General features: G+C 44.9%; 16 protein-coding genes. 10 read left to right on the top strand and 6 right to left on the bottom strand.

From position 1 onward, the window contains the following. Together ribD and nrdR are read right to left on the bottom strand one after the other, a co-directional pair. On the bottom strand, positions 1-1,033 hold a 1,033-nt coding region (gene ribD, locus ABL924_RS15650), incomplete at its 3' end, for a bifunctional diaminohydroxyphosphoribosylaminopyrimidine deaminase/5-amino-6-(5-phosphoribosylamino)uracil reductase RibD (protein ID WP_349028031.1). A 113-nt stretch (positions 1,034-1,146) separates the two neighbouring features. After that, positions 1,147-1,599: a transcriptional regulator NrdR gene (nrdR, locus tag ABL924_RS15645; protein ID WP_349028030.1), complete on the bottom strand. Its 453-nt coding sequence runs from the start codon at positions 1,597-1,599 to the stop codon at positions 1,147-1,149. A gap of 213 nt (positions 1,600-1,812) precedes the next feature. Between nrdR and ABL924_RS15640 the strand changes: the two genes are divergently transcribed. Genes ABL924_RS15640 through ABL924_RS15595 form a run of 10 tightly spaced genes read left to right on the top strand, consistent with a single transcriptional unit; the run spans position 1,813 to position 12,562 of the window. Beyond that, entirely contained in the window at positions 1,813-2,445 is a 633-nt protein-coding gene (locus tag ABL924_RS15640) for a phosphoribosylanthranilate isomerase (protein ID WP_349028029.1), read from the top strand. Continuing rightward, on the top strand, positions 2,442-3,644 hold the full coding sequence (trpB, locus tag ABL924_RS15635) for a tryptophan synthase subunit beta (RefSeq protein WP_349028028.1): 1,203 nt from the start codon (positions 2,442-2,444) through the stop codon (positions 3,642-3,644). Before ABL924_RS15640 ends, trpB begins: the two co-directional genes overlap by 4 nt. Continuing rightward, a complete protein-coding gene (trpA, locus tag ABL924_RS15630) occupies positions 3,641-4,444 on the top strand; it encodes a tryptophan synthase subunit alpha (RefSeq protein WP_349028027.1) in 804 nt (267 codons plus the stop codon). The genes trpB and trpA overlap by 4 nt, the downstream gene beginning before the upstream one ends. Before the next feature lie 51 nt (positions 4,445-4,495). Next, positions 4,496-5,428 carry an acetyl-CoA carboxylase, carboxyltransferase subunit beta gene (gene accD, locus ABL924_RS15625; RefSeq protein ID WP_349028032.1) on the top strand — a complete coding sequence of 311 codons (933 nt, stop codon included), beginning with the start codon at positions 4,496-4,498 and terminating at the stop codon, positions 5,426-5,428. A gap of 15 nt (positions 5,429-5,443) precedes the next feature. Continuing rightward, positions 5,444-6,718: a bifunctional tetrahydrofolate synthase/dihydrofolate synthase gene (gene folC, locus ABL924_RS15620; RefSeq protein ID WP_349028026.1), complete on the top strand. Its 1,275-nt coding sequence runs from the start codon at positions 5,444-5,446 to the stop codon at positions 6,716-6,718. Positions 6,719-6,723: 5 nt separating this feature from the next. Further along, positions 6,724-7,584, top strand: coding sequence for an SPOR domain-containing protein (locus ABL924_RS15615; protein WP_349028025.1), 861 nt, complete (start codon positions 6,724-6,726; stop codon positions 7,582-7,584). Positions 7,585-7,622: 38 nt separating this feature from the next. Then, positions 7,623-8,114: a CvpA family protein gene (locus ABL924_RS15610; RefSeq protein WP_349028024.1), complete on the top strand. Its 492-nt coding sequence runs from the start codon at positions 7,623-7,625 to the stop codon at positions 8,112-8,114. 25 nt (positions 8,115-8,139) lie between these two features. Then, the gene (purF, locus tag ABL924_RS15605; protein WP_349028023.1) at positions 8,140-9,636 is read left to right on the top strand and encodes an amidophosphoribosyltransferase; all 1,497 of its coding nucleotides are present in this window, start codon (positions 8,140-8,142) and stop codon (positions 9,634-9,636) included. A gap of 43 nt (positions 9,637-9,679) precedes the next feature. After that, on the top strand, positions 9,680-10,861 hold the full coding sequence (locus tag ABL924_RS15600; RefSeq protein WP_349028022.1) for an O-succinylhomoserine sulfhydrylase: 1,182 nt from the start codon (positions 9,680-9,682) through the stop codon (positions 10,859-10,861). 18 nt (positions 10,862-10,879) lie between these two features. Next, positions 10,880-12,562 carry a bifunctional diguanylate cyclase/phosphodiesterase gene (locus ABL924_RS15595; RefSeq protein ID WP_349028021.1) on the top strand — a complete coding sequence of 561 codons (1,683 nt, stop codon included), beginning with the start codon at positions 10,880-10,882 and terminating at the stop codon, positions 12,560-12,562. 26 nt (positions 12,563-12,588) lie between these two features. Here ABL924_RS15595 and grxC read toward each other — a convergent pair whose 3' ends face one another. From grxC to ABL924_RS15575, 4 genes are all read right to left on the bottom strand, one after another. Continuing rightward, complete coding sequence (grxC, locus tag ABL924_RS15590) at positions 12,589-12,858, bottom strand: glutaredoxin 3 (protein ID WP_349028020.1); 270 nt, start codon at positions 12,856-12,858, stop codon at positions 12,589-12,591. A 638-nt stretch (positions 12,859-13,496) separates the two neighbouring features. Beyond that, complete coding sequence (locus ABL924_RS15585; protein WP_349028019.1) at positions 13,497-13,670, bottom strand: hypothetical protein; 174 nt, start codon at positions 13,668-13,670, stop codon at positions 13,497-13,499. Between the two features lie 142 nt (positions 13,671-13,812). Next, entirely contained in the window at positions 13,813-14,334 is a 522-nt protein-coding gene (locus ABL924_RS15580) for a hypothetical protein (protein WP_349028018.1), read from the bottom strand. A 79-nt stretch (positions 14,335-14,413) separates the two neighbouring features. Beyond that, complete coding sequence (locus ABL924_RS15575) at positions 14,414-14,740, bottom strand: hypothetical protein (RefSeq protein WP_349028017.1); 327 nt, start codon at positions 14,738-14,740, stop codon at positions 14,414-14,416. Positions 14,741-15,086 lie beyond the last annotated feature (346 nt).

The raw sequence follows: 15,086 nt of genomic DNA, 5'->3' as shown, positions 1-15,086 counted from the left end.
AATGAAACAGCCCTCTCCCTTGATCCCCCAGAATTTTAGATGCCACGTAAATAACCCATTCATCAACCAAATTTTCAGCCAATAATGCACCATTCAATACTGCACCCGCTTCAACCAAAACCTCATTGATTTCCTGTCCAGCCAAAAATTTCAGGACTTCGGCAAGATCAAGGCGGCCTTGTTTTTGTGGTAATTGATAAACCTCAGCGCCAGCATTTTGTAATTTTTGCAGTTTCTCTTTATGTCCTTCGACAGGCTCAGGACGAACGGAGTTATGGTTATTACACGTCAATATTAAAGTCCGTCCGGGCAAAGTTAACATTTTCGCCGTAAGTGGCATTTGCAAGGTGGAATCCAGCACCACCCGAATCGGCTGGACGACTTCTTTATCAATCCGTGCCGTTAACGACGGTTCATCCGCCAGCACGGTATTGATGCCCGTCAAAATCGCCGAGCTTTCCGCCCGTAACTTATGCACATCCGCTCTTGACTCGGCAGAGGTAATCCATTGGCTTTCGCCCGAAGCCATCGCAGTGCGGCCATCCAGGCTCATTGCCAGTTTGCTGCGGACAAAAGGCCGACCTTCTGTCATACGTAGGATAAAACCACGGTTTAACTCTCGCGCATCTTCTTCGAGTATGCCGCAACTTACGTCAAGGCCAGCGGCCTTAAGGTAGCTGAAACCGTTTCCAGCCACTTTCGGATTAGGGTCTTGCATGGCAGCAACCACCCTTTTAATTCCTGCTTTTACTAATGTTTCGCAACACGGCGGAGTCCTGCCGTGATGGCTGCAAGGTTCTAATGTTACGTAGGCTGTAGCCCCCGCTACGTCTTCCGTCGTATTGTTTAGCGCTTCAACTTCGGCATGAGGCAGGCCCGCTTGTTTATGCCAACCTTCGCCAATAATCTGTCCGTCTTTGACCAACACGCAGCCTACTCTTGGGTTTGGATCGGTCGTGTATAAGCCTAAGCGCGCCAGATATAAGGCTCGTGCCATGAATTCGGCATCTTGCTGGTCTTGTTGCGCTGTCATTGAGCCACTATCTGCCCTTGAATGTGAATTTAAGAAGTAGCCTATCCAATTTCCCCTCACCCAACCCTCTCCCTTTGGAGAGGGCTTATAACGATAGGGCTTGCTAAGCCCCGTCAGTTTTTTTGTAACCCTTCAATCATGTCAGTGAATTCGCTGACATCCTGGAAACTGCGGTATACGGAAGCAAAACGCACGAAAGCGACGTGATCGAGTCCTTTCAATTCCCGCATCACTTTTTCGCCCAATTCTTGCGCCGCTATTTCCCGCTCGCCACTGCTCAGCAAATCTTTTTTGATTCGGCTAAGGGCTGCCTCTATGTCATCACTACCGACAGGCCGTTTTTCCAATGCCCTTAACATACCAGAACGTAATTTTTGCTCATCAAAAGGTTCGCGAATACCGTCACGTTTAACAATACGCGGCAAAGTCAGTTCTGCGGTTTCAAAGGTGGTAAACCTTTCCTTACAAGCGACGCATTCACGTCGACGGCGAACATGATCGCCTTCGTTCGCCAATCTGGAATCAATAACGCGCGTATCTTGGGTGGCGCAAAAAGGACATCTCATCGTTAAACCACTTTTATTCTCTACCGTACAGCAGGATTTTTGTTGTAAAAGGGTTCATTATCCCACATTATTGAAATAGCTAATCAGGATGAGCTTCGTCAAGTGCAAAATGAGCCTACAGCCGCTGCTTAAAAAGTTGTTTTTAAGAAACCTAGCTGTCGTTTTATGTTATGATTTCGCGCTTATATTTTTTGGCAACGCTCCGATATTCTTATGAGAACTCGCGTCAAAATCTGCGGCTTTACCCGTGTTGAAGATGCGGTTTTTGCGGCCAGTTTAGGAGTCGATGCGGTTGGTTTGGTTTTTTACCCGCCCAGTCCGCGAAATGTAGAGATTAACCTTGCGATTGACATCGTTAAGGCTTTGCCGGCATTTGTTTCAGTTGTGGCGCTGTTTGTCGATGAGCAGGAAGTTCAGATACGGAAAGTTTTGCAACAGGTTCAAGTGGATTGCCTACAATTTCATGGCGATGAATTGCCGGAGGCTTGCAGGATTTACGGTAAGCGCTACATAAAAGCAGTCAGAATGCAGGAAGATACGGACGTTTCAGTATTGGCACGGGACTACTACGATGCTGACGGATTGTTGCTGGATGCTTATCATCCTTCTGCAAAAGGCGGCACAGGTAGCCAGTTTGATTGGGGGCTGATTCCCAAGCACTGTCAGTTACCGGTCATTTTGGCTGGAGGATTGGATGCCACCAATGCCAAATTAGCCGTAGAACAGACCAGACCTTACGCACTGGATGTCAGTAGCGGTGTGGAAGCGGAAAAGGGTATTAAAGATAAAAAAAAAATGGCTGCATTTATTGCAGCAGTCCATCAGGGTGACAGAATAATATCATGACAGAAAAATATACGATGCCTGACGTGAAAGGGCATTTTGGGCCTTATGGTGGAATGTTTGTCGCAGAGACATTAATGCCGCCCATCCAGGAATTAAATGCAGCTTATCAACAGTATTTGCAGGATCCTGAGTTTGTCGCAGAACTGGATGCTGATTTACAACACTATGTGGGTCGGCCTTCACCTTTGTATTACGCAGAACGCTGGAGTCGCGAGCTGGGCGGAGCGCAGATTTACCTGAAAAGGGAAGATCTTAACCATACGGGTTCCCACAAAATTAATAACACCGTTGGTCAAGCCTTATTGGCCAAACGCATGGGCAAAACTCGAATAATCGCCGAAACTGGCGCGGGTCAACATGGCGTGGCGACAGCTACCGTTGCCGCACGACTTGGTCTTGAATGCGTCGTTTATATGGGCGCGGTCGATGTCGCCCGGCAATCACTGAATGTTTATCGCATGAAGCTGCTCGGTGCAACTGTGGTTGCTGTGGAATCTGGCTCAAAAACCCTGAAAGATGCTTTGAATGAAGCGTTACGGGATTGGGTTACCAATGTCGATAACACGTTTTATATCATCGGCACAGTGGCAGGTCCTCACCCTTATCCAGCTATGGTGCGGGATTTCCAGGCCATTATAGGCCGCGAAACCAAACAGCAATGCCAAGAGATGATTGGCAAACTCCCTGATGCGTTGGTTGCTTGCGTCGGTGGTGGTTCTAATGCCATCGGCTTGTTTTATCCCTTTATTGAAGATGAATCGGTCAGGTTGATCGGCGTTGAAGCGGCGGGTGACGGGGTGGCAAGCGGTCGGCATTCCGCACCCTTGTGTGCCGGTCGTCCTGGCGTATTGCATGGCAATCGCACTTACCTGATGGCGGATGACGACGGCGAAATTATCGAAACCCACTCTATTTCGGCAGGCTTGGATTATCCAGGTGTCGGCCCTGAACATGCCTGGTTGAAAGATACGGGTCGCGCCGAGTATGTCAATATTACCGATACCGAAGCGCTGGAAGGTTTTTATGCCTTAACCCGAATGGAAGGTATTATTCCCGCACTGGAATCCGCCCATGCGATGGCATACGTCATGAAACTCGCGCCGACTATGCGTAAGGACGAAACCATTGTCATCAATTTATCCGGTCGTGGCGATAAGGATATGCAAACGATGGCTAAACGTGAGGGCATTGAATTATGAGCCGTTTAGCTGCAACATTTGAACAGCTTGCAAAATCAGGGCGGAAGGCTTTGATACCTTTTGTCACTGCGGGTGATCCGACATCTGATTTTACCTTGTCATTGATGTACGAGATGGTTAAGGCGGGTGTTGATGTGATTGAACTGGGTGTGCCGTTTTCTGACCCAATGGCGGACGGCCCTGTCATCCAACGCGCAAGCGAACGCGCTTTGGCGCATAAGATGAGCCTGAAAAAAACCTTGGCGATAGCGGCGGAATTTCGTAAAACCAACCAAAAAACTCCAATAGTGTTGATGGGTTATCTCAATCCAATCGAGGCAATGAGTTATGAGGGTTTTGCCAATGCTGCCCAACGTGCTGATATTGATGGTGTGTTAACTGTCGATTTACCACCTGAAGAAGGTGAGCAATGCGCGGCATTTCTTAAAGAGTGCGGCATAGACACCATTTTTCTGCTAGCACCTAACAGCACCGATGAGCGTATTCAAAAAATGTCTGCTGTCGGTAGTGGTTACCTCTATTATGTTTCGCTCAAGGGCGTAACTGGCGCAGGTCATTTGAATGCTGCTGATGTGGAAAATAAGCTTAAGCAAATCAAAACGCACACAACAATGCCAGTTAGTATTGGCTTTGGCGTTAAGGATGCAGAAACCGCCAAAATAATTTCTGCATTGGGTGATGGTGTGGTTGTAGGTAGTGCCTTGATTAGCAAAATCGAGAATAATCTAGATAACCCTGAACAAGCTAAATCTGAAATTATCGCCCTATTATCTGCCATGCGGCAGGCAATGGATAAATAAGATAATGCAGTTTCATCTAAATAAATGAAAGAACAACCAGAAATAAAGAAAATGAGTTGGTTTGAAAAAATTGTTTCTTCGACGATAAGGACGGATGCGTCCAACAAAAAAGCCGCTGTTCCCGAAGGCTTATGGAATAAGTGTCCTAGCTGTAACGCGATTCTCTACAATCTCGAATTGGAAAAAAACTTCAATGTTTGTCCCAAGTGTGAACATCATATGCGGATTCCTGCTAGGATGCGGCTTGAAATGTTTCTCGACGAAGAAGGTCGGGAAGAAATTGGCAAAGGTGTTAAACCCACTGACCCTTTAAGATTTAAAGACACTAAAAAATACAAGGATCGCATCAGCCAAGCACAAAAACAAACCAAAGAAAATGACGCACTGCTGGTCATGAAAGGTCAGTTAAAAGGGCAAGATGTCGTCGCTGCTGCTTTCGATTTCAGCTTTATGGCGGGTTCTATGGGATCGGTTGTCGGCGAAAAATTCGTCCGTGGCGTGAACAAAAGCCTGGAATTTGGCATTCCTTTCATCGTGTTTACCGCAAGCGGCGGTGCGCGGATGCAGGAATCCTTATTTTCCTTGTTCCAAATGGCAAAAACCAGTGCGGCTTTGGCAAGGCTTGCTGAGGCTGGGATACCTTATATTTCTTTTATGACCGACCCGACCATGGGCGGCGTATCGGCGAGTTTAGCCATGCTGGGTGACCTCAATGTGGCTGAACCCAATGCCTTGATCGGTTTTGCAGGGCCTAGGGTTATCGAGCAAACCGTGCGCGAAAAACTGCCGGAAGGTTTTCAACGCAGCGAATTTTTGCAAGAACATGGTGCTATCGACATGATTATCGACCGCCGCGAAATGCGCGATAAGATTGCGGCACTGCTGGCGATGTTGACCGAGAATAAAATTGTTACCGATGAACCGAAGCCTGAACTTATCTTAAAAGGAGATAATGTTGCACAGCTTGCTAAGCAGGAAACTTAGTTTACCTATCCTCACATGGCTCATTTCAACACGTTGAAGGGTTGGTTAAGTTGGCAGGAAAGCTCGCATCCTTTAACTATAGACCTGGGTCTGGAACGGGTAGCAAAGGTTTATAACGCGCTCAATCCTACTGGCGTTAAGCCACTTACCATCACGGTTGCAGGTACTAACGGTAAAGGTTCGTGTATTGCGTATCTTGAAGCGATGTATCGGGCGCAAGGCTATCGAGTGGGTGCTTACACGTCCCCACATATCCTAAAATATAACGAAAGAATCAAAATAGACGGTAAGCCATTATCAGATGAGCTGATTTGCAGCGCATTTGAGCGCATCGAAACAGTCCGTGACCATACTTCGCTGAGTTATTTTGAGTTTGGCACTTTGGCGGCATTGGATCTATTCTCTCGTGCTGATCTCGATATACAGTTGCTTGAAGTCGGTTTAGGTGGACGGCTAGATGCAGTTAACATTATTGAACCTGATGTCGCAGTCATTAGTAGTATTGGAATAGATCACGTCGCATGGTTAGGTGAAACGCGTGAGTCTATCGGTTATGAAAAGGCCGGGATCTTTCGCGCATCTGTACCAGCTATCGTAGGCGATCCATTACCGCCAAATTCATTAAGGCAAGTCGCGGATGATAAAAATGCCTATTTTTACGCGCTTGGTAAAGATTTTCGCTATACCAAACAGCAACATGATTGGCAGTGGTTTTCTGGTGAAAAACAAATCAGCCATTTGCCTAACCCAGCATTAAAGGGTGAACACCAATACCGTAATGCGTCTGCCGTGATTATGGCGACTGTCCAATTAACTGATAAACTGCCTGTCGATGAGCAATCAATTAGACAAGGTTTGCAAAATGTCCAATTGCCTGGGCGCTTTCAGTTACTTGAGGGAGATATTTCCGTGCTTTTGGACGTAGGGCATAATCCCGAAGCAGTAAGAACTTTGGTTGAATATCTTAGTCAAAATTTTCCGAACCGACGTATCCATGCTATCTTTTCCATGATGAGAGACAAAGATATTGCTGAGGTGCTCAGGATTATGAACCCAGTGGTATATAACTGGTTTTTTGCACCCCTAAGCAATATCAGGGCAGCGACAGAAGTTTTAATGCGAGAAATTTTTGCACAACACGCAATGGATAACGTGTCGTTTGGTTATACTGGTTTCGCAGATGCCTTCGAGGCTGCAAAAAAACGAGCGGGTAAAGGTGACTTGTTACTCGTATTTGGTTCTTTCTTTTTAGTGTCTGATTGCTTGGCTGAATTTCAATATGGTAGGTAGGAATAATGGATCATGAATTAAAACAACGCTTGATTGGTGCGGTTGTGGTAACTGCGCTTGCTGCTATTTTTATCCCTATGTTGTTTGATGACCCTGTCGATAATAGCGGTAAGGTGGTTGCTGAAATAGCCATCCCTAAAGCACCAGCTGATTCCTCATCGGTAACGGGAGAAAATCTTCCTGCTGACAAAGCACAGGTATTGAATAAACCTGATACGGAACTTTCCGTTTCCGAAGAAGACGACAAAGCGGCTAGTTCAACAAGTGAAGAGCAAGCGATAACGTTGGATAGTGACCAAACCCAGCAGGCACAAACGGCAAAACTGCTGCCTGATGCAGGATCGGATGCTAAGGAGAATGAACCTGTTGTCGATTCAGCACCTAAACAATCCGGTCAAAATGAAGAGCCGTCACTGGATACTGGCGTAGTGGATGAGGCAAGCCAGCCTGAAGTCAGTCAAGACAAACCAGTTAAATCCTTCGAAGCATCTAAAAAATTGGAACAAAATACGGTGATTCCGACCAAAAAACAGGTAGAAGAGCCGATGGTTTTCGAAAGGCCGACGGTCAAATCCGTAAAACCAATAGAAAAGCCAAAGACAGTCGTTAAAAGCAAGAAGGCCACTGTAGAAAAATTAAGTTCCAAGTTGGTGCGTTATTCTATACAAGCGGGCAGTTTCAATAAGAAGGAAAATGCCCAAACGTTAGTAGACAAGCTTCGCAAACAAGGAATGCATGCATCCATCGTGGCAAAAGGCGATTTATTCCGTGTCAAGATCGGTCCCGAACTAGACAAAAATAAAGCTAAAGAAATGAAAGCAAAATTGGATAAACAAAACATCAAAGGTTTGTTAACTTCTGAATAAAGCCAGAATTAAAAACCGAGAATTGTCGATGGGTAAGTATGATTTGGGTCGATAATGCCATCATTGCATTGTTAGCAATTTACACCGTAGTCGGCATTGTCCGTGGATTTAAACAAGAAACCTTTTCCATAGTCGTCTGGGTGATTGGAATCATCGTGGCTTGGTTTTTCAGTCAGGACTTTTCTGTTTTATTGTTGAAGTTTTTTAGTACTTCCTCGACTAGACTGGCAGTTTCTTTCGTTGCGTTAATCCTTATAACGTTGGTCATGGGCGGTATAATCAATGTGTTGTTAGGACAAAGCGTGAAAAAAACGGGGCTCACCTTTCTTGATCGCTTTGGTGGGCTGATTCTGGGTTTTGGACATGGGCTGGTCGTTGTTTTTGCCATGGTCATTGTGGCCGGAGTCACGCCATTACCGAAAGACCGCTGGTGGCATGAGTCAAAATTTATACCACCTTTTCAATCACTTGCCAGTCTAGTAAAAAGCAGCGATTCCTCTGCTGTGGCAAGTTCCATCAATTATCGCTAACGCCAGTGTGGCAGGTTAAGAAACAATGTGTGGTATTGCGGGTATCGTTTCACATCAAAACGTCAATCAAGAGCTATATGATGCTCTAACGGTTTTACAGCACAGAGGTCAGGATGCGGCCGGTATTGTCACTTGTGAAAATGGTCGTTTATATTTGCGTAAAGAGAACGGCCTGACCCGTGATGTTTTTAATGATGCCCAGATGGTGAAGCTGAAAGGCAATATGGGTATTGCTCATGTACGTTATCCGACGGCTGGTTGCGCGAGTTCAGCAGAAGCGCAACCGTTCTACGTGAATTCGCCGTTTGGACTGACATTGGCACATAACGGCAATCTGACCAATGCAGACGAACTCAAAAAAGCTTTGTTCGTTGAAGACCAACGCCATATCAATACCGATTCTGATTCCGAAGTATTGCTGAACGTGTTCGCGCATGAGCTGCAAAGTTTAGGCAAGCTAAAACTAAGCGTTGATGATGTTTTTCAGGCGGTTGCAAATGTTCATCGTCGTTGCCGAGGTGCTTATGCGGTAGTCATCATGATTGCGGGCTATGGTATTTTAGGGTTCAGAGATCCGCATGGCATTAGGCCTGTCGTGTTTGGCGAAAGAAAGACCGAGCAAGGTTCGGACTTCATGATTGCATCCGAAAGTGTTGCCCTGGATGTATTAGGCTTTGACCTTGTCCGCGATATAGCACCGGGTGAAGCCGTCTTCATCGAAGAATCAGGTAAGCTTCATACTCGGCAGTGCGCTGAAAAAATTGACCATTGCCCGTGCATTTTTGAATATGTCTATTTTGCCCGTCCGGATTCCATCATCGATAATATCTCCGTGTACAAAGCACGGCTGCGTATGGGCGAAAAACTCGCCGAGAAAATCCTGCGTGAATGGCCTGATAATGATATTGATGTCGTTATTCCTATTCCCGACACCAGCCGCACAGCAGCTTTACAGATGGCTTACCTATTGGATGTCAAATTTCGTGAGGGTTTTATCAAGAATCGTTATATAGGTCGAACGTTTATCATGCCCGGACAAAAAATGCGGGAAAAATCGGTCAAGCAAAAGTTGAATGCGATTGGGCTTGAGTTTGAAGGAAAAAATGTTTTGCTGGTCGATGACTCTGTAGTGAGAGGAACGACATCTGCACAGATTATCCAAATGGCGCGGGATGCAGGTGCAAAAAAAGTTTATTTTGCTTCGGCTGCGCCGCCTGTGCGTTATCCCAATGTTTACGGTATCGACATGCCAGCAGCGAATGAGCTGATTGCCCACAATCGGACCGAAGACGACGTGTGTGCCGCAATCGGTGCTGACAAAATGATCTACCAAGACTTGGATGATTTAATTGAAGCCGTAGCGCGTGGTAATCGCAAAATAAAGCACTTCGATACCTCTTGTTTTAGCAAAATCTACATTACCGGCGATGTTGATGATGTGTATCTTGAACATACGGAATCTCAGCGCAACGATGGCGCCCAAACGCAACGAAATGCGTTAGATTTTGTCCATGAAATGTGATGCCGATACAACTTGTACAATCACTGTGTTATTTATTCTATAAATGAAAGAGATAGACTGGAAAAACTATGGGTTAGAAACCCAAGCAATAAGGGCAGGGCAGCGGCGTACCCATGAAGACGAACACAGTCTGCCGATTTTTGCGACTTCCAGTTATGTCTTCAAAAATGCCGAAGAAGCGGCGTTGCGCTTTACTGGGCAAAAGCCCGGCAATATCTATTCTCGTTTCACCAACCCCACCGTAAACGCTTTTCAAGAGCGTCTCGCTTACATGGAAGGCGGCGAGCGTTGCCTCGCTTTTGCATCAGGCATGGCAGCTATTTTGGCCGTTGGAATGGGTTTGCTTAAGTCCGGCGACCATGTGGTTTGTTCGCGTGGGGTTTTTGGCAATACCGTCTTATTGTTCCAGAATTATTTCAGTAAATTTGGTGTTGAAACGGATTTTGTCGATTTAATCGATACAGCGGCTTGGGAAGCGGCCATTAAGCCCAATACCCGATTTTTATTTCTGGAAACGCCCTCAAATCCCCTTATCGAGATTGCAGATATTCAATTATTAGCTACTATTGCACATAAGCATGGTTGCTTATTGATTGTTGATAATTGTTTTTGTACGCCTGTGTTGCAAAAGCCGTTCGCATTCGGTGCTGACATTGTGATCCACTCGGCAACCAAATACATAGACGGGCAAGGCCGTTGCGTCGGTGGTGCGGTTGTTGCCAGTAATGAGATTATAGAAAAATCCATTTATCCGTATCTACGTACGGGCGGCGCGACCATGAGTCCATTTAATGCCTGGGTATTTTTATCTGGGTTGGAAACATTAGCCGTAAGGATGAAAGCGCATTGTGACAGTGCATTTGAATTAGCGAAGTGGTTAGAGCAGTTTCCAGCTATCAGCAAGGTGCATTATCCTGGCTTAACTACACATCCTCAGCATGAGCTGGCAAAACGTCAACAAAGCCATTTTGGTGGAATAGTCAGTTTTGAGCTACACGGCGGTAAGGAGCATGGCTGGAAGTTGATTGATGCCACGGAAATGATTTCAATCACCGCAAATTTGGGCGATGTAAAAACGACGATTACCCACCCAGCAACCACAACGCATGGGCGGTTAACGCCTGAAGTTAGGGAATTGGCAGGTATTAAAGATGGCTTGGTCAGAGTCTCGGTAGGCCTGGAAAACTTGGAAGACATAAAAAGGGATCTAGCGCGGGGCTTGTAGTATTAATTAGGGGTGATCATGGTCTTAGCGATTATAAACAGTTTATTTACCGACAATGTCAAGTTACTAAAAACTGACGCATCTAAGACCGCTTATCAAGGTGTTGCAATAGCGATAACGACTATTATTATTGCCACGGGGTTAGTTTGTTATTTTGAGAAAGGTAGTCTTTCCTTAGAAGGTATTTGGGCCGCACAGAAGAATAACATCGCCCTTTGGATGCTAAATTTTGTGCCTTTTGTTTTCGGAATTTGGGGGCAGCATTCAAATTCTCTAATTGCCCACCAAGCAGGGGCAATGATTGTCGATCAGACTCAGGAACTGCGAACCAAGGCAGATAACCTAGAGAAACAGACAGCTTATGTTAGTACCCATGATCGACTGACTGATTTGCCTAATAGGGCGCTATTTTATGACCGAGTCGAAAGAGCAATTATTTCCACACTCTCCTCAGACAACCCACATCGTCGGTTGTCCATCTTACTAATCGAAATTGAAAACTTTAAAGACATCTACGATACCCTGGGTAGAAACAGCAGCGACTTGATACTTAAGCAAATATCAACGCGTCTGCAAGGTGTAAGTCTTGAAAGAGATGTCGTTGCCAAGATTGATGGTAATGTGTTCGGTGTTTTGTTGTCGGAGATTTACAAAGAAAAAAAAGCGGAAGAGTTCGCACAACAAATCCAAAAAACATTGGAATCATCATTTATAGTTGACCGACTTAATGTTGCGATACATCCTAATGTGGGCATTGTGCATTTTCCGGAACATGGTGAAGATGTCGATACGCTCGTCCAAAGAGCCGGTGTTGCACTACATATCGCGCAAAAATCAAACAAGGGATATGCCCTTTATGATTCGTCATTCGATAAACATACGCCATTGCGACTTACTTTGATATCAGAATTACGGCATGCCATAGAGCGAGAGGGACTGGAATTGTTTTACCAGCCTCAGGTGTCAATAAAAACAGGTGGCATCTGTGGCGTTGAAGCCCTCCTGCGCTGGAATCATCCTGTGCATGGTTTTGTTCCACCCGATGAGATTATTCCTATGGCTGAGCGAAATAGGATGATTAAACCATTGACACAATGGGTGCTGAGACGTGCTTTCCGTGATTGTGCTAACTGGCATAAACAGGGGCTACCCATCAAAATATCGGTCAATTTATCAGCCAAGGATCTGCATGATCCAGAATTACCTGATTTAATTTCCGGCGTGGCAGTGGCTGCAGGAATTAAGCCGGAGTGGATAATGCTTGAGATTACTGAAGGATCGGTGATGTCCGAGCCTGAAAATGCCTTGGTAATTATCCAAAGACTGCATGAAATGGGCTATCGTTTTTCAATTGATGATTTTGGAACGGGCTATTCTTCCTTAGCTTATCTAAAAAAGCTCCCGTTAACTGAAATCAAGATAGATAAATCCTTTGTCATGGATATTTTGACCAGCGAGAATGATGCGGCTATCGTCAAAGCAACCGTAAATCTTGGGCATAATCTGGGTCTTATGGTCACGGCAGAAGGGGTGGAAAATAAGGAGACAATGACTAGGCTGATGGATTATGGTTGCGATGTTGCCCAAGGATTTTTTCTAAGTAAGCCTTTATCAGTAGAGAATTTCAACCAATGGGTACATGAATCAAATTGGAAGATTGCTAGTCATGAGCCTCATGGAGACCACTCGTCACCACCTTAGTAGCGATCAAGAAAGGCAAAAAATTCCTAAGCAGCAGTTTCCGCATCTGAAAGCAAATCATCCAGCTTTTTTTGCCGTTCGAGTGAAGAAAGCTCATCAAAACCGCCAACATGCAGGTCGCCAATGTATATTTGCGGGACTGTTCGGCGCTTTGTTTTAAGCGTCATTTCTTCCCTTCCACCGAGTTTTTCATCGACATTAATTTCAGTATATTTTACCCCTTTTCTATCAAGCAAACGTTTCGCCATGATGCAATAAGGGCAAAGACTGGATGTGTAAATTAATATGGTAGGCATAATGATTTTTGATTACAAAACTGTGGCTCTCGAAGTTTTGGATTTTCCTTTTCATTTCGTATGATAAGGGAATATCTAAAAAATTCAAAAAATTCCTTCTCCCTCTGGGCATAAGTATCTATACAAGTATCTGCCCTTCTCCCTTGAGGGACGACCGTCAGGGATGGCGGAAGTGCGGGAGTAGGTATGGAAGCTACGATGCTAAGGTCGGGATGAGGGATTAAAGCAAGCATTTACGACCCTCCCCCTAGGGACTGTTCTCATTTAAACCAAATCAAAATGCTGACTAGATTCAGCATGACCATATAATACCAATCCTAATAAGTTTTCATTGTTACCTTCTCCAAAGGGAGAAGGCTAGGATGAGGCGGATTTATATAACAACTTTTTGGGATTGGTATAATTTAGTCCTAATCGTTCGTAGCGGTTAGCGACGCGGCGGTATTCTTTTAGCTTTTGAAACAACCGTTCTACCAGATTGCGCTCCTTGTAGATATCCTTGTCATAATCGCTGGGCGTTTTTGATCGGTCAACAGTAATCAGGACAAAAAGTGATGATACCGATTACGCCACCCGTTTACGGTTGATTAAAGTAGGGTTTTCAAAGTCGTTGCCCAAAACTGAGCGGAGGTTAGAGGTCAGGGCGTGGCCAAGGCGGCATCTGGCAACGCCGGTATTGGGAACACTTGATCCGAGACGAAGCCGATTACTGGGCGCACCTGGATTATATCCATTATAACCTGGTCAAGCATGGATTGGTGAAGCAGGTAAAAGATTGACCATACTCGAATTTCCATCGTTGGGTCGGGCAAGGCGTTTATCCTTGAATGGGGCGGTTGTGAAAGATTTGTACGATGAATGAAATTGGATTAATGCGGCGCACTGCCCGATGGTTAGTGCGCCTTACGGCCTTAGGTTTCTCCCAGAAAACAGGGATGTCGTAAGCGGGAACAGTTAACATAACCCGTCATGCGGAGGATTGGTTTTCATCTCATGCTGGTTGTTTGCAGGTGCCGTAGTCAAATGCCAGAAAATGGCAGCATGAATGGCTATAAAGATAAAATCATTAATGATATGATAAATAATGAATTCGAAAGCATCTCTATTTTGATAATTAGTGATCCTTAAAAGGCCAAGTAATACAAGCCATGTAACGGAAAGGGTAACACTGCCAAATTGCCAGAACTTTCTATAGGAAAAATAGAAATTATCATTGTAAAAGCATTTCGCTTGATAAAAAAAATGGGTCGCAAAAATGCCCATTAATAAAATATAAAATAGTATTGTTAAAGCAATTTTAAGGTATTCGGGCAACTGCTGATAAGGGCCATACTCGCCCATACAGCCTTCGATGGGAAAAGTAAAAAAACTCATTCCCATACACCCCCAATAGAGCAGAAAAATACAGATCAGCACCAAGTATGTTTTAGCCAAGTAAAATAGGTTTTTTTTAAAAAGCTCGTTGCTTTGAGACACAGTGAATCTCCATGCCCAGTGTAAGAAGAAACAGCACTTTATAAATATTAAAGTGCTGTTATATGAAAAGAAGAATTATTTAATTTGCAACAGGCGTAAAGGTCAGCGGTTGAACCCTAGTCCAACTGCCGAAATAAAAGCTGGCTAACCCAGACCGAAAAGTACCATTAAGAATCTGGTTTACATGTCCTGCCGAGTTAATATATTTAATCTCTGGTATGGTTAATACGCCGCTAGAACTCAGTTTTGCTGATGCCTTGGAGGGCGTAGTAGTAAGCGTCAATGAACCAATTTGTTGCCATATATTACTTCTAATAAATTTAAATTTACCGGTGAAGACTTTACCGTCAAATCGTTCTATGCGAGGAACAGTAAACGTGGTATTACGAACGTCATAGCTGGGCATTTGGCCATAATACACCCTGATCGCCAATTGGTCTTTGGGGCTTAAATCTGTTCTGCCTGCGTAGTTCGCTCGGCAGCAAGGTAGCCCGTATGAAGTGCAACGTAATACGGGCCATCGAAGTCACGAAATCCTGGATTCCGCAAGCTTCATCCAGGTTACTTGCTAATTTTTATTTTTATGTTGAACTGATGCTGGTAAAACCATTAGATACCAAACGAGTTTCCACGCAATTGCCATTAAAATACAGTAAGAGACCTTTGCACGACCTCAAGCCCCAAAATGGGTAAAATAAGCCTTTATTCAAGTTCGAGCAATAGCCTATGTCCTGGAAGAACCTAGCCCAAAC

The sequence above is a fragment of the Methyloglobulus sp. genome (assembly GCF_040079455.1).
In the GTDB taxonomy this organism is placed as follows: Bacteria; Pseudomonadota; Gammaproteobacteria; order Methylococcales; family Methylomonadaceae; genus Methyloglobulus.
This window is presented reverse-complemented; position numbering and strand designations above follow the sequence as displayed.

Bases quoted from the DNA above. Each gene is read 5' to 3' on its own strand.
- nrdR (WP_349028030.1), bottom strand. From the start codon at position 1,599: ATGAGATGTCCTTTTTGCGCCACCCAAGATACGCGCGTTATTGATTCC.
- ABL924_RS15640 (WP_349028029.1), top strand. From the start codon at position 1,813: ATGAGAACTCGCGTCAAAATCTGCGGCTTTACCCGTGTTGAAGATGCG.
- trpB (WP_349028028.1), top strand. From the start codon at position 2,442: ATGACAGAAAAATATACGATGCCTGACGTGAAAGGGCATTTTGGGCCT.
- trpA (WP_349028027.1), top strand. From the start codon at position 3,641: ATGAGCCGTTTAGCTGCAACATTTGAACAGCTTGCAAAATCAGGGCGG.
- accD (WP_349028032.1), top strand. From the start codon at position 4,496: ATGAGTTGGTTTGAAAAAATTGTTTCTTCGACGATAAGGACGGATGCG.
- folC (WP_349028026.1), top strand. From the start codon at position 5,444: ATGGCTCATTTCAACACGTTGAAGGGTTGGTTAAGTTGGCAGGAAAGC.
- ABL924_RS15615 (WP_349028025.1), top strand. From the start codon at position 6,724: ATGGATCATGAATTAAAACAACGCTTGATTGGTGCGGTTGTGGTAACT.
- ABL924_RS15610 (WP_349028024.1), top strand. From the start codon at position 7,623: ATGATTTGGGTCGATAATGCCATCATTGCATTGTTAGCAATTTACACC.
- purF (WP_349028023.1), top strand. From the start codon at position 8,140: ATGTGTGGTATTGCGGGTATCGTTTCACATCAAAACGTCAATCAAGAG.
- ABL924_RS15600 (WP_349028022.1), top strand. From the start codon at position 9,680: ATGAAAGAGATAGACTGGAAAAACTATGGGTTAGAAACCCAAGCAATA.
- ABL924_RS15595 (WP_349028021.1), top strand. From the start codon at position 10,880: ATGGTCTTAGCGATTATAAACAGTTTATTTACCGACAATGTCAAGTTA.
- grxC (WP_349028020.1), bottom strand. From the start codon at position 12,858: ATGCCTACCATATTAATTTACACATCCAGTCTTTGCCCTTATTGCATC.
- ABL924_RS15575 (WP_349028017.1), bottom strand. From the start codon at position 14,740: ATGCCCAGCTATGACGTTCGTAATACCACGTTTACTGTTCCTCGCATA.